This window comes from Actinomadura napierensis (genome assembly GCF_039529375.1).
Classification (GTDB): Bacteria; Actinomycetota; Actinomycetes; order Streptosporangiales; family Streptosporangiaceae; genus Spirillospora; species Spirillospora napierensis.
Genome location: NZ_BAAAMR010000030.1, coordinates 39,349 through 53,113 on the forward strand (window position 1 = coordinate 39,349; position 13,765 = coordinate 53,113).

General features: G+C 71.9%; 10 protein-coding genes. 2 read left to right on the forward strand and 8 right to left on the reverse strand.

Annotation, left to right across the window (positions count from 1 at the left end; genetic code table 11):
- Positions 1-6: 6 nt before the first annotated feature.
- Both ABD296_RS18645 and idi read right to left on the reverse strand, forming a co-directional pair.
- On the reverse strand, positions 7-1,263 hold the full coding sequence (locus ABD296_RS18645; protein WP_344268210.1) for an ABC transporter substrate-binding protein: 1,257 nt from the start codon (positions 1,261-1,263) through the stop codon (positions 7-9).
- Positions 1,264-1,493: 230 nt separating this feature from the next.
- The gene (gene idi / locus ABD296_RS18650; RefSeq protein WP_344268213.1) at positions 1,494-2,072 is read right to left on the reverse strand and encodes an isopentenyl-diphosphate Delta-isomerase; all 579 of its coding nucleotides are present in this window, start codon (positions 2,070-2,072) and stop codon (positions 1,494-1,496) included.
- Between the two features lie 149 nt (positions 2,073-2,221).
- Between idi and dxs the strand changes: the two genes are divergently transcribed.
- Positions 2,222-4,132: a 1-deoxy-D-xylulose-5-phosphate synthase gene (gene dxs, locus ABD296_RS18655; protein ID WP_344268216.1), complete on the forward strand. Its 1,911-nt coding sequence runs from the start codon at positions 2,222-2,224 to the stop codon at positions 4,130-4,132.
- 6 nt (positions 4,133-4,138) lie between these two features.
- Here the strand turns inward: dxs and ABD296_RS18660 are convergent, their stop codons facing one another.
- The 6 genes from ABD296_RS18660 to ABD296_RS18685 form a co-directional block, all read right to left on the reverse strand.
- The gene (locus ABD296_RS18660; RefSeq protein ID WP_344268219.1) at positions 4,139-4,504 is read right to left on the reverse strand and encodes a hypothetical protein; all 366 of its coding nucleotides are present in this window, start codon (positions 4,502-4,504) and stop codon (positions 4,139-4,141) included.
- Between the two features lie 35 nt (positions 4,505-4,539).
- A complete protein-coding gene (locus ABD296_RS18665; RefSeq protein WP_344268222.1) occupies positions 4,540-5,916 on the reverse strand; it encodes an FAD-dependent oxidoreductase in 1,377 nt (458 codons plus the stop codon).
- A gap of 95 nt (positions 5,917-6,011) precedes the next feature.
- Complete coding sequence (locus tag ABD296_RS18670; protein ID WP_344268225.1) at positions 6,012-6,833, reverse strand: SAM-dependent methyltransferase; 822 nt, start codon at positions 6,831-6,833, stop codon at positions 6,012-6,014.
- A 72-nt stretch (positions 6,834-6,905) separates the two neighbouring features.
- Positions 6,906-8,396 carry an amino acid permease gene (locus ABD296_RS18675; protein ID WP_344268227.1) on the reverse strand — a complete coding sequence of 497 codons (1,491 nt, stop codon included), beginning with the start codon at positions 8,394-8,396 and terminating at the stop codon, positions 6,906-6,908.
- Positions 8,397-8,501: 105 nt separating this feature from the next.
- Positions 8,502-10,589, reverse strand: a complete 2,088-nt coding sequence (locus tag ABD296_RS18680) for a 3-hydroxyacyl-CoA dehydrogenase NAD-binding domain-containing protein (protein WP_344268230.1) — start codon at positions 10,587-10,589, stop codon at positions 8,502-8,504.
- Positions 10,586-11,788: a thiolase family protein gene (locus tag ABD296_RS18685; protein WP_344268233.1), complete on the reverse strand. Its 1,203-nt coding sequence runs from the start codon at positions 11,786-11,788 to the stop codon at positions 10,586-10,588. The genes ABD296_RS18680 and ABD296_RS18685 overlap by 4 nt, the downstream gene beginning before the upstream one ends.
- A gap of 159 nt (positions 11,789-11,947) precedes the next feature.
- On the opposite strand from ABD296_RS18685, the gene ABD296_RS18690 reads away from it, so the two are divergent.
- Positions 11,948-13,759, forward strand: coding sequence for an AMP-binding protein (locus ABD296_RS18690; RefSeq protein ID WP_344268236.1), 1,812 nt, complete (start codon positions 11,948-11,950; stop codon positions 13,757-13,759).
- Positions 13,760-13,765 lie beyond the last annotated feature (6 nt).

Below are 13,765 nucleotides of genomic sequence, written 5' to 3' on the forward strand. Positions count from 1 at the left end.
GGCGCGTCACTGACCGCTGTTCTTGGCCGCGGCGACGAGCTGCGACTGCAGCTTGCCGATGTCCTTGCTCTGCAGGAACAGGCCGACCGCCGTGTCGATGTCGGTGTGCTGCTTCTTGCTGGCGTTGACGCCGTGCCAGAAGGAGCCGGCGAGCTTGGTGGCCGGGTTGTTCCACTGCTCGAACGCGTACTTCAGGTAGCCGGTGCTGTACAGGCTCTTGTCGGCGTCCTTGCGCGCGGGCACCGACCCCTTCTTCGGGTTGAACAGGTCCTGTCCCTCACGGCTGGACACCTCCTTCAGCCAGGCCAGCGCACCGGCGTGGTGCGGCGCGCCCTTGGGCAGGGTGAAGCTGTCCGACAGCCACAGGTAGGTGCCGTCGGTGCCGGGCGTCGGCGCGTACTTGAAGTCGGTGTCGAGCTTCTTGCTCAGGCCGTTGGGCGCCGGGTTGACGAAGTAGCCGTACGCCCAGTCGCCCATGATGTTGAACGCGGCCTTGCCGTCCACCACGGCCTTCGCGGCGCCCTGCCAGTCGGTGGACGCGGCCTCGACGGTGGTGTACTTCACGATCTCGGCGTAGTCGTTCAGCGCCTTCGTCACCGCCGCGGTGCTCCAGTCGGCGCCCGGCTTCCACAGCGCGTTGTAGGCGTCGGTGCCGAGGTCGCCGAGCAGGACGTTCTCCAGCAGGTGGTCCGCCGTCCATTGCGCGCCGAGCGACAGCGGCACCTTCTTGGTCTTCTGCTTGACCGCCTTCAGGTCGGCGATGAACTCGGGGATCGACTTGGGCGCGTCCGCAATTCCGGCGTCCTTCAGGATGCTCGGGTTGTACCAGAGCATGTTCGACCGGTGGATGTCGACGGGCACCGAGTAGATGTGGCCCTTGTAGCTGATCTGCTGGAGGAGCTGCTGCGGATAGACCGACTTCAGATTGTTCTCGTCGTAGAAGGAGTCCAGCGGCTCGATCTGCCCGGCCTTGATGTAGTCGAGCAGTTCCGCGCCCGCGTGCCCCTGGAAGGAGTCCGGCGGCTTGCGGTTCTGCAGGCGGCTGGCCAGCACCGCCTGCGCCTGCGTGCCCGACCCGCCGGCGATCGCGGCGTTGACGAACTTCGTACCGGGATTCTTCTTCTCGAAGTCGGCCTTCAGCGCGGCGAGCCCGTCCGCTTCGCCTGGACCGGTCCACCAGGAGAAGACCTCGACCTGGGACTTGTCGTTGTTGCTCTTGCTTCCGTTACCGCCGCACGCCGACAAGGCGAGAGCACCGGTCATCGCGGCGGCCGCGAATGCCGTCCAGCGACGCCGGGGAGCACGTCCTAGCATCGTCCGTCCCTTCGGTTACCCCCGGGATAAGCAAGCGTCCGTTCGGGACGTGACCGGGTCAACACCGGGGACGGAAAAGTGATCTCTCGGTTATCGGACGCGGGCCGGGCGCGCGGATGCGCACCCGGCCCGTGGGGAACGGCTTTACGGCGGTGGCCGCCGCGCCGTTCCGGCGGCTTTTACCAGGTGAGGGCGGGCGGGAGCGTCGCGGTCCCGGCGTCGGGCCAGTCGCGGGGCGCGCCCAGCGGGGCCAGCTCGGCCAGCTGCAGCCGGTACCAGGGCGAGGCCTCCGGGCGCGCGGCGAGGTCGAGGCACTGCCGCCACGTCCACCACTCGGCGTCCTCGACCTCGTCGGGGTTGCGCGCGACGGGCGTGCCCGCGGGGACGTCGGCGCGCACCACCGGGCAGCGCTCGTTCTCGAGGGTGCCGTCCTCGGCGACCGCCCGGTACTGGAACGCGGGGAGGACGGATGTCAGGGACACGCCCGAGATGCCGAGTTCGTCCCGCAATCGCCGCAGCACGGCGCCGCGCAGCCCCTCGCCCGGACCCGGATGGCCGCAGCAGCTGCCCGTCCAGACGCCGGGGAAGGTCCGCTTCGACAGGGCGCGGCGAGTGATCAGAACGCGACCCTCCGTGTCCACCACATAGCAGGAAAAGGCCAGGTGGTACGGCGTGTCTCTATGGTGGCTCGCGGCCTTGGGGGCGGTTCCGACCGCCTCGTCATCCGCGTTGAGCAGTACGATCTCTTCGACGGCCATGCTCTTTTCCTACCCCATCGGCCCCGCCGGGGTCAGGCGTTTCACACCCGGCGGCCAGGTCCCCCTCCGGCGCGTCGCGGGCGAACCGGGATTAAACTCGGAACGGCCCGAGCCAGGGGAACCGGTCCCCGACGGAGGAGTTGACACGCGTGAGCCTGCTGGAGTCGATCAAGGGTCCCGACGACCTCAAACGACTGGACGCCGCGCACCTGCCGGGCCTCGCGGAGGATATCCGCGACTTCCTGATCGACGCGGTCGCCAAGACCGGCGGCCATCTGGGCCCCAACCTCGGCGTGGTGGAGCTCACCATCGCGCTGCACCGGGTGTTCGACTCGCCCAAGGACAAGATCCTCTGGGACACCGGGCACCAGTCCTACGTGCACAAGCTGCTCACCGGCCGGCACGACTTCACCCTGCTCAAGCGGCGCGGCGGCATCTCCGGCTACCCCAGCCGGGCCGAGTCCGAGCACGACGTGATCGAGAACTCGCACGCCTCCACCGCGCTGTCCTACGCCGACGGGCTGGCCAAGGCGTTCGAGCTGCGCGGCGAGGGCGACCGGGTGGTCGTGCCCGTCGTCGGCGACGGCGCGCTCACCGGCGGCATGTGCTGGGAGGCCCTCAACAACATCGCCGACGGCAAGGACCGCAAGGTCATCATCGTCGTCAACGACAACGGCCGCTCCTACTCGCCGACGATCGGCGGGCTGGCGAGCCATCTGGCCGCCCTGCGCGTCACCCCGACCTACGAGCAGGCCCTCGACCTCGTCAAGCGGACCGTTCCGAGGGCGCCCGTCGTCGGGAACGTCGCCTACGAGGCGCTGCACGGGATCAAGAAGGGCCTCAAGGACATCCTGCAGCCGCAGGCCATGTTCGAGGACCTCGGTCTCAAGTACGTCGGCCCCATCGACGGCCACGACGAGCAGGCCGTCGAGCACGCGCTGCGCAAGGCGCGCGCGTTCGGCGGGCCGGTGATCGTGCACTGCATCACCCGCAAGGGCCACGGCTACTCGCCCGCGGAGAACGACGAGGAGGAGCAGTTCCACTCGCCGGGCCCGTACGACCGCGAGACCGGCGTGCAGAAGCCCAAGGGCCGCATCTGGACCAACGTGTTCAGCGAGGAGATGGTCGAGATCGGCCGGGAGCGCCGCGACGTGGTGGGGATCACCGCCGCGATGCTGCACCCGGTCGGGCTGGCCGACTTCGCCGCCGCCTACCCGGACCGCATCTACGACGTCGGCATCGCCGAGCAGCACGCGGTGACGTCCGCCGCCGGGCTCGCCCTGGGCGGCCTGCACCCGGTCGTCGCGGTCTACGCCACGTTCCTGAACCGGGCGTTCGACCAGGTGCTGATGGACGTGGCGCTGCACGGCCAGGCGGTCACGTTCGTGCTCGACCGGGCCGGCGTCACCGGCGACGACGGGCCGTCCCACAACGGCATGTGGGACCTGTCGCTGCTCCAGCTCGTGCCCGGCATGCGAATCGCGGTCCCGCGCGACGGCGCCCGCGTCGCCGAGCTGCTGCGCGAGTGCCTGGCGATCTCCGACGGCCCGACCGCGCTGCGCTTCCCCAAGGGCGCCGTGGCCGCCGACCTGGACGCCGTCGACCGCCTCGGCTCCATGGACGTGCTGGCCCGCCACCCGGGCGCCAACGGCGCCGACGTGCTCATCGTCGCGGTCGGCGCGATGGCGACGCCCGCGGTCGAGGTCGGCGGGCGCCTGGCCGACCAGGGCATCGGCGCCACCGTCGTGGACCCGCGCTTCGTCAAGCCCCTCGACCCGGCACTGTCGGCCGCGGCCGCCGCGCACAGCATGGTCGCCGTGGTCGAGGACAACGGCCGCGTGGGCGCCGTCGGCGACGCCGTGGCCCGCCTGCTGCGCGACGAGGGCGTCGACACCCCGGTCCGCACCTTCGGCATCCCGCAGGAGTTCCTGGACCACGCCAAGCGCGACCTGATCCTCGCCGACTGCGGCCTGACCTCGCAGGACCTGGCCCGCGACATCACCGAGGCCGTCGCCCGCGTCACCGCGTCGGACGCGCACGAGCCCGCGACGTCCGACTGAGCCGCGTCAGATGCCCTCGGCGGACAGCAGCTGCCAGAAGTGCGTGATGGACGCGGCGCGGGTGCCGAGCTCGCGGCCGGAGTAGGTCCACCGGCCGCGCAGCCGCCAGGGGCGCCCGGCGCCGTCCTGGACGTAGACCTGGAGCGGGAAGCAGGCGTCGTGGGCGCGGATGACGCCGGCCGGGTCGACGGACGGGGCGAGCCGCGGCTCGCCCTCGCACCGCACGCCCATGACGGACGTGCGCGGATCCTGGCGCAGCAGCCCCTGCGTCAGGTCGTGCACGAGCACGGAGACGTAGTCGGGACCGAGCCACCTGAGGTCGGGCACCGTCTCGGGTGGGGGGAACCCGTACAGTTCTGGACCGACGGTCACCCGCGCACGGTAGCGCTCCGTGCACGCATCCGTCACTAGTTTCCCGGCGGCTTCTTGCGGCCCGTGATCGCGTCGCGGCAGGCCGACGTCATGGCCTCCCACCGGGCCAGCTTCACGCGCTCGCCGCGGTCGAGGCTGCGGGCCAGGGCGATCTCGGCGGCGTCGAGGTTCAGCCAGTCGTCGTAGGTGACGACGGGCAGCCCCCGCGACTCCAGCACCTCCTCGATGGTGCGCTTGGGCGCCGCGTCGGTGCCCTCCAGGTCCGCCAGCAGGTTGCGGACGGTCTCGGCGGCGTCGGACTTGTTGGTGCCGACGACGCCGGACGGGCCGCGCTTGATCCAGCCGGCGACGTACTCGCGGGGCACCGGCGAGCCGTCCGCGCCGAGGATGCGGCCGCCCTCGTTCGGCACGATGGAGGACCGCTCGTCGAACGGGACGCCGTCCAGCGGGACGCTCTGGTAGCCGACCGAGCGCAGCACCAGGCCGACCGGCAGGGTCTCGAACTCGCCGGTGCCGACGACGCGGCCCGACTCGTCGAGCGCGGTCTTCTCCAGCCGCAGGCCCTCGACATGGTCGGTGCCGAGGATCTCGGCGGGCGCGCGCCAGAACCGGACGTCGATGTGCCGGGCGCGGCCGGGGGCGGGCTCGCCGGTCCAGGCGTTCAGCACCTTGACGTTGCCGCGCACGTGCCGGTCGCTCTCGGCGAGCTCGGCGCTGGCGGGGTCGAGGTCCATGTCCTCGGGGCTCACGTGGATGCTGGCGTTGGGCAGCTCGCCGAGCTCGCGGGCCTCCTTGGTGGTGAACTTCGCCTGCGCGGGCCCGCGCCGCCCGATCATGTGGACGCGCTTGACCCGGCTCTTCGTCAGCGCCTCGATGACCTGCTCGGGGACGTCGGTGGAGCGCAGCTCGTCCGCGGTCTTGGCCAGGATCCGCACCACGTCGACGGCGACGTTGCCGACGCCGATCACGGCGACCTCCTCGACCGACAGGTCGAAGGAGTGGTCGGCGGCGTCGGGGTGCCCGCAGTACCAGTTGACGAAGTCGGTGGCGGCGATGCTGCCGGGAAGGTCCTCGCCGGGGATGCGCATCTGCCGGTCGACCATCGCGCCGGTGGAGTAGATGACCGCGTCGTAGCAGTCCAGCAGGTCGGCGCGGGTGAGGTCGCGGCCGAGCTCGACGCAGCCGAAGAAGCGGACGGCCGGGTTCTCCAGCACCCGCTGCAGGTACTTGGCGATCGACTTGATCGACGTGTGGTCGGGCGCGACGCCGTAGCGGACCAGCCCGTACGGCGTCGGCAGCCGGTCGAACACGTCCACCCGGACGTCTCCGTCGGTCTGCTTCACGAGGGCCTCGGCGGCGTAGATGCCGGCGGGCCCCGAGCCGATCACCGCGACGAGCACAGGAGAAGCCATGCGCGTATTGTGCCGACCCGCACGGCAAAAGGACACCGTGACACCGGTCACGGATCGACTCAACGGCCCCGCCGCGCGCGCCCTCTGGCGGATGATCAGGGCTTGCGCGCGACCCCGGCCCAGAGCGGCACCTCCGGGGCCGCGGGGTCATCGTCCGGTCCCGGCCGCCAGCGGGTCGGGGACACCACGCCCGGTTCCACCAGCTCAAGGCCGTCGATGAGGGCCAGGACGTCGGCGCGGTCGCGGGGCCGCGCCTTCTGGACGGCGTTGGCGTTCCACATCTCGAACGCCTCCCGCACCTTCGGGCCGCCGAGTTCGGCGGTGGCGTGGGTGAAGGCGAGCCAGCTCCCGGACGGGACGGCGTCCAGCAGCCGCCACAGGACGGACCGGGCGTCGCCGAAGTCGGCCACGAAGTGCATCAGGCTCATCAGCGTGATCGCGACGGGCCGGTTCAGGTCCAGGGTGGCGGCCGCGTCGGCCAGGATCCGGCCGGGTTCGCGCAGGTCGGCGTCCAGGTAGGCGGTGGCGCCCGACGGGGAGTTCAGCAGCGCCCGCGCGTGCGCGAGGACCACCGGGTCGTTGTCGACGTACACCACGCGCGCGGTCGGGACGACGCTCTGCGCGACCTGGTGGACGTTCGGCTCGGTCGGCAGCCCGGTGCCGATGTCGAGGAACTGGTCGACGCCCTGCTCGGCGAGGAACCGCACCGACCGCGCCATGAACGTCCGGTCGGCGCGGACCATGGTCACCACGTGCGGGAACGTGGCGGCGATCTGGTCGCCGAGCGCCCGGTCGACGTCGTAGTTGTCCTTGCCGCCGAGCCAGTGGTCCCAGACCCGGGCCGAGTGCGGCCGGGTGGAGTCGATCCGGTCCGAGGGGGAGGGGCCGCCGGCGGGCGGGGCCGAGGTGTCGCTCATGTGCCTGTCCACCGTTCGTGCGGGAGGGGCCTGCGCGTCCGCATGATCGTATGACGGCCGTCAGGCGCGGTGTCAGGATTTGCCGGAAACGTTCGTGGCGGCGAGCCCGACGCGGCTGTGCGTCCGGCCGTAGAGGGCGTAGATGACCGCGCCGATCGCCATCCAGGCCAGGAACCGGTACCAGGTCTCCAGCGGCAGGTTGATCATGACGAAGAGGCAGCCCAGCACCGACAGGATCGGGATCACCGGGACGAACGGGGTGCGGAACGCGCGCGGCAGGTCGGGGCGGGTGCGGCGCAGGATCAGCACGCCGACCGACACCAGCAGGAAAGCGAACAGCGTGCCGATGTTGACCAGCTCGGCGAGCTTGGCCAGCGGGATGAACCCGGCCAGCACGGCGACGATGCCGCCCATGATGACCGTCGACAGCCAGGGGGTGCCGAACCGCGGGTGGATGACCGACAGCCACGGCGGGAGCAGCCCGTCCCGGCTCATCGCGAAGAACACCCGGCTCTGCCCGAGCAGCAGGATGAGCACGACGGCGATGAGGCCGACGACGGCGCCGACGTCGATGACCGTGGCGAACCCGGAGTGCCCGACGGACTTGAACGCGTCCGCGAGCGGCGCGGCGTCGGAGAGCTTCTTGTAGTTCTGCATCCCGGCGACGACGGTCGACACCGCCGCGTAGAGGATCGCGGTGATGACGAGCGAGCCGATCAGGCCGATCGGCAGGTCGCGCTGCGGCCGGCGGGCCTCCTCGGCGGCGGTGGCGACGATGTCGAACCCGATGTAGGCGAAGAAGACGATGGCGATCGCGGCGAAGATGCCGAGCCAGCCGTAGCTGACCGGGGTGATCCCGAAGATCACCTGCATCAGCGGCGCCGCCGCGCCCTTCACCGACGTGTTCGGCTCCGAGGGCGGGATGAACGGGTGGTAGTTGTCGCCCTTGACGAAGAAGAGGCCGGCCACGATGACCAGCAGGACGACGGCCACTTTCACCACGACGACGACCGCGTTCACCCGCGAGGAGATCTTCACCCCGAGGACGAGCAGCCCCGTCACCACCAGCACCAGCGCGATCGCCGGCACGTTGACGACGCCGCCGTTGCTGCCCGGCGGGTTGAGGATCGCGGCGGGCAGGTGCAGGCCCGCGCTGTCCAGCAGCGAGGCGAAGTACCCCGACCAGCCGACCGACACCACCGCCGCGCCGAGCGCCAGCTCCAGGATGAGATCCCAGCCGATGATCCAGGCCGGGAACTCGCCGAGGGTGGCGTAGGAGAAGGTGTAGGCCGACCCGGCGACCGGGACGGTGGAGGCGAACTCGGCGTAGCATAGCGCGGCCAGCGCGCACACGACGGCGGCGAGGATGAACGAGATCGCCACGGCGGGCCCGGCCTTGTCCTTGGCGACCTGCCCGGTGAGGACGAAGATGCCGGTCCCGACGATGACCCCGATGCCGAACACGACCAGGTCGAGCGCGGACAGGTCGCGGCGCAGCCGGTGCCCGGGCTCCTCGGTGTCCTTGATGGACTGTTCGACCGACTTGGTGCGCAGCAGGTTCATCGTCGGCTCCTCGGCGTCACGTCGTTGTGACAGGCCTATGCCCCGATGCGCGCCGCTTATGATCGTCCACCGCCCGTAGCGCCCGGACGGTGGACGATCCGCCGGTCAGGCGGGAAGCGAGGCGACGCCGGGGGCGAGGAAGCGGCGGCCGGCCGCCTTCTCGGCGACGCCCGACCTGTCGAGGTACGGGGTGATGCCGCCGAGGTGGAACGGCCAGCCCGCGCCGAGGATCATGCACAGGTCGATGTCCTCGGGCGCCGCGACGACGCCCTCGTCCAGCATGGTCCGGATCTCGTCGGCCAGCGCGGCGAGCGCCCGGTCGAGGACCTGCTCCTCGGTGGACGGGCTCGTCCCGCCGCCGAAGATCGCCACGACCTCCGGGTCGAGGGAGAAGTCGGGCAGGTAGACGCCCTTCTTGCCGGACGCGACGAGCTTGGCCAGGTTGTCCGACAGCGGGAACCGGTCCGGGAACGCGGTGTGCAGGGTCTCGTTGACGTGCAGCGCGATCGCCGGGCCGACCAGCCCCATCAGCACGAACGGCGGCATCGGCAGGCCGAGCGGCGCGGCGGCGCGCTCGGCCACCTCGATCGGGGTGCCCTCGTCGACCGTCTTGACGATCTCCGCGAGCAGGCGCAGCAGGACGCGGTTGACCACGAACGCCGGGGCGTCCTTGACCAGCACGCACGACTTCTTCAGCGCCCTGCCGGTCGCGAACGCGGTGGCGAGCGCGGCGTCGCCGGTCCGCTCGCCCCGGACGATCTCCAGCAGCGGCAGCACCGCGACCGGGTTGAAGAAGTGGAACCCGACGACCCGCTCGGGGTGCTCCAGCTTCGCGGCCATCTCGGTGACCGAGAGCGAGGAGGTGTTGGTCGCGAGGACGCAGTCGGCGGAGACGTGCTCCTCGACCTCGGCGAACACCTTCTGCTTCACCGACATCTCCTCGAACACCGCCTCGATGACGAAGTCGGCGTCGGCGAACGCGTCCTTGGTCAGCGAGCCGCTGATGAGCGCCTTCAGCCGGTTGGCCTTGTCGGGGGAGAGGCGGCCCTTGCCGAGCAGCTTGTCGATCTCGCCGTGCGCGTAGCCGACGCCCTTGTCCAGGCGCTCCTGGTCGAGGTCGGTCATGACGACCGGGACCTCCAGGCGGCGCGCGAACAGCAGCGCGAGCTGCGAGGCCATCAGGCCCGCGCCGACGACGCCGACCTTGGTGACCTTGCGCGCGAGGGACGTGTCGGGCGCGCCGGCGGGACGCTTCGCGCGCTTCTGGGTGAGGTCGAACGCGTACAGCCCGGCGCGCAGCTCGTCGCTCATGATGAGGTCCGCGAGAGCCTCGTCCTCGGCGGCGAAGCCCTCGTCGCGGCCGCGGTCCTTCGCGGCGGCGACCAGGTCGAGCGCGCGGGTGAACGACGGCGCCGCGCCGTGCAGCTTGCCCTCGAGGTTCCAGCGGGCCATCGCGACGGCGTCGTCCCACGCCTTGCCCTTGTCGACCTCGGGCCGGGTGACGGTGATCTCGCCGTTGAGGACGCGGGCCGTCCAGGCGAGCGACTCCTCCAGGAAGTCGGCCGAGTCGAAGATCGCGTCGGCGATGCCCAGCTCGTAGGCCTGCCGGCCCTTCAGCATCCGGTTCTGGGCGAGCGGGTTGTCGATGACGACCTTCAGCGCCTTCTCCGCGCCGATCAGGTTCGGCAGCAGGTACGTGCCGCCCCAGCCGGGCACCAGGCCGAGGAACGCCTCCGGCAGCGCGAACGCCGGGACGCCGGCGGAGACCGTCCGGTAGCCGCAGTGCAGGCCGATCTCGACGCCGCCGCCCATCGCCGCGCCGTTGTAGTAGGCGAACGACGGGACGCCCAGCTCTCCGAGCCGCCGGAACACGTCGTGGCCGAGCTTGCCGATGGCGCGCGCGTCCGCGTGGCTCGAGATCAGCGGGACGCCCTTGAGGTCGGCGCCGACCGCGAAGATGAACGGCTTGCCGGTGACGCCGACCGCCGCGATGTCGTCGCGTGCGGCGATCCGGTCGATCGCGGCGTCCAGCTCGGCGAGGCCGTTCGGGCCGAAGGTGTTCGGCTTGGTGTGGTCGTGGCCGTTGTCGAGCGTGATCAGCGCGAGGGTGCCGGCGCCGTGTGGAAGTTGGACGTCCCTGACGTACGCGTGCGTGACGACCTCGTCCGCGAATACTTCTCCCAGGCTGCTCACTTGGCGCCTTCCCAGTTCACGTTCTCCCAGAGCACGGTTCCGCCCATGCCCATGCCCACGCACATCGTCGTCAGCCCGTAGCGGACGTCGGTGCGCTCCTCGAACAGCCGGGCCAGCTGGTTCATCAGCCGCACGCCGGACGAGGCGAGCGGGTGGCCGAGCGCGATCGCGCCGCCCCACGGGTTCACCCGCGCGTCGTCGTCGGCGATCTTGAAGTGCTCCAGGAACGCCAGCACCTGCACGGCGAACGCCTCGTTGATCTCGATGAGGCCGATGTCGTCCATGGTCAGGGAGTTGCGGGCGAGCAGCTTCTCGGTGGCGGGGACGGGCCCGACGCCCATGACCTCGGGCTCGACACCGGCGAACGAGAAGTCGACGAGGCGCATCTTCGGCGCGAGGCCCAGGTCGCGGGCGACGTCCTCGGCGGCCAGCAGGCAGGCGGTCGCGCCGTCGTTGAGGCCCGCGGCGTTCCCGGCGGTGACGTTGCCGTGCACGCGGAACGGGGTCTTGAGCCTGGCGAGGTCTTCCAGCGTGGTGCCGGGGCGCGGCGGCTCATCCTCGGTCGCCAGGCCCCAGCCCTGCTCGGCGGAGCGGATCGCGGTCGGGACCAGGTCGGGCTGGATCTTCCCGGCCGCGTAGGCGGCGGCGACCTTCTGCTGGCTGCGCACCGCATAGGCGTCCGCGCGGTCCTTGGTGATCTGCGGGAACCGGTCGTGCAGGTTCTCCGCGGTCGTCCCCATGACCAGCGCGGACGGGTCGACGAGCTTGTCGGCGAGGAACCGCGGGTTCGGGTCGACGCCCTCGCCCATCGGGTGCCGTCCCATGTGCTCGACGCCGCCCGCGATGACGACGTCGTAGGAGCCGAACGAGATGCCGGCGCCGGTCGTGGTGACGGCGGTCATCGCCCCCGCGCACATCCGGTCGATGGCGTAGCCGGGCACGCTCTTCGGCAGCCCGGCGAGGACGGCGGCGGACCGTCCGATGGTCAGGCCCTGGTCGCCGGTCTGGGTGGTGGCGGCGATCGCGACCTCGTCCACCCGCTCGGGCGGCAGGGACGGGTTGCGGCGCATCAGCTCGCGGATCGCGCGGACGACCAGGTCGTCGGCGCGGGTCTGCGCGTACAGGCCCTTGGGGCCGGCCTTGCCGAACGGCGTGCGTACGCCGTCGACGAACACGACGTCGCGTGCGGTGCGAGGCACGGGTCGTCCTCCCTGCGGATGGGCTGTCGGTGGTGGACAGGTCGATGCTACTGGCTGGTAACCACAAAGGCTACTCGTCAGTAACCACTGACGCGCCGGTGCCCTTGTTCGGCCCGGGACTCGTGGGTAACGTGACTCGAAATCACCGGAGGAGGCGCGGTGACCCATGCGAGGCCCGTCTACCGGCCGGGGCTGCGCCGGCGGATCGGGCACGCCCGCGACCTCGGCGGCCTCCTGCTGCGCACGGGGCTGCTGCTGTCCGGCGGGCCCCGCCGCGTGTGGCGCCAGCTCGGCGCGCTGCGCCGCTGGGGCACCACGCTCGCCGGGGTCCTCGCCGCCGCCACCGCGCACTCGCCGTCCCGGCCGGCCCTCATCGACGACGAGGGCGCCCTCACCTTCGCCGAGCTCGACGACCGGACGACCCGCCTCGCCATCGGGCTGCCCCTGCACGGCCCCCGCCCGCGCGTCGGCGTGCTGTGCCGCAACCACCGCGGCATGGTCGAGACGCTCGTCGCGTGCAGCAAGCGCGGCGCCGAGGTCGTGCTGCTCAACACCGGCTTCGGAACGGGCCAGATCCGCGCGGTGCTCGGCGAGCTGCGCCCCGCCCTGATCGTCGCCGACGCCGAGTTCGCGCCGCTGCTGGCCAACGTGCCGATCGCGCTGCGCCGCACCGTGCTGTGGGCCGACCGCCGGCCCGGCCCGCCCGGCGGCGATCCGCCGCTGGCCGCGCCCGTCGCCGCACCGCCCGCGCCCGCGCCGCCTCCGCAGCGCGCCGCGGACCCCGGCCCCGCCGAGACCGGGCCGAGCATCGACGAGGTGATCCGCTCGGTGCCCGCGCCCGAGACCGCGCCGGGCCCGCCGCAGATCCAGGGCCGGACGATCATGCTCAGCTCCGGCACCACCGGCCGCCCCAAGGGCGCCCGCCGCCCGCCCCGCCCCGGGCTGTGGCCGCTGGCCTCGATGACCTCCCGGATCCCGCTGCGCGCCCGGCAGACCATGATCATCGAGGCGCCGCTGTTCCACACCTGGGGCTACGCGGCGCTGCAGATGGCCTGGGCGCTGCGCGCGACCATCGTCCTGCACCGCAGGTTCGACCCCGAGCGGACGCTGCGCTCCATCGCCGCCCACCGCGACACGGTCGTGTTCGCCGTCCCGGTCATGCTCCAGCGCATCCTCGACCTGGCCCCGCAGGTGCGGGAGGGCCACGACACCTCCTCGCTGCGGATCGTCGCGCTCAGCGGCGCCGCGCTCCCCGGCGACCTCGCCACCCGGTTCATGGACGCGTTCGGCGACCGGCTCTACAACGTCTACGGCTCCACCGAGGCGTCCTGGGTGTCCATCGCCACCCCGCGCGACCTGCGGACCGACCCGCGCACCGCGGGCCGCCCGCCGCGCAACACCTCGCTCGTCATCGTCGGCGCCGACGGCCGGCGCGTCGGCCGCTCCACCATCGGGCAGATCTTCGCCGCCAACGAGCTGCTGTTCGAGGGGTACACCGGCGGCGAGCCGATGCAGGTCCGCGACGGGCTGCTCGCCACCGGCGACCTCGGCCACATCGACCACCGCGGCCTGCTGTTCGTGGACGGCCGCGCCGACGGCATGGTGGTCTCCGGCGGCGAGAACATCGTGCCCGGCGACGTCGAGGACGCCCTGCTGCGCCTGCCCGAGGTCGGCGAGGCCGCGGTGATCGGCGTCCCCGACGACGACTGGGGCCAGCGCCTGGCCGCCTACATCGTGCTGCGGCCCGGCGCCCGGCTCAACGCCGAGGCCGTCCGCGCCTACGTGCACGCGCAGGTCGCCCGGTACGCGGTGCCGCGCGACGTGCACTTCATCCCCGAGCTGCCCCGCAACGCCACCGGCAAGGTCGTGCACCGCTGGCTCACCGCGGGCACCGACCAGACCCGTCCCGAGGGCCGCGTCGACTGGCCGCAGCCGCCGCCCTGGCCGCTCCCCGCCGAGAACGCCGGCTAGCCGCTC

Excerpts from the sequence above, each read along its gene's own strand:
- ABD296_RS18675 (WP_344268227.1), bottom strand. The coding sequence starts at position 8,396 with ATGAACCTGCTGCGCACCAAGTCGGTCGAACAGTCCATCAAGGACACC.
- idi (WP_344268213.1), bottom strand. The coding sequence starts at position 2,072 with ATGGCCGTCGAAGAGATCGTACTGCTCAACGCGGATGACGAGGCGGTC.
- ABD296_RS18670 (WP_344268225.1), bottom strand. The coding sequence starts at position 6,833 with ATGAGCGACACCTCGGCCCCGCCCGCCGGCGGCCCCTCCCCCTCGGAC.
- ABD296_RS18665 (WP_344268222.1), bottom strand. The coding sequence starts at position 5,916 with ATGGCTTCTCCTGTGCTCGTCGCGGTGATCGGCTCGGGGCCCGCCGGC.
- ABD296_RS18645 (WP_344268210.1), bottom strand. The coding sequence starts at position 1,263 with ATGACCGGTGCTCTCGCCTTGTCGGCGTGCGGCGGTAACGGAAGCAAG.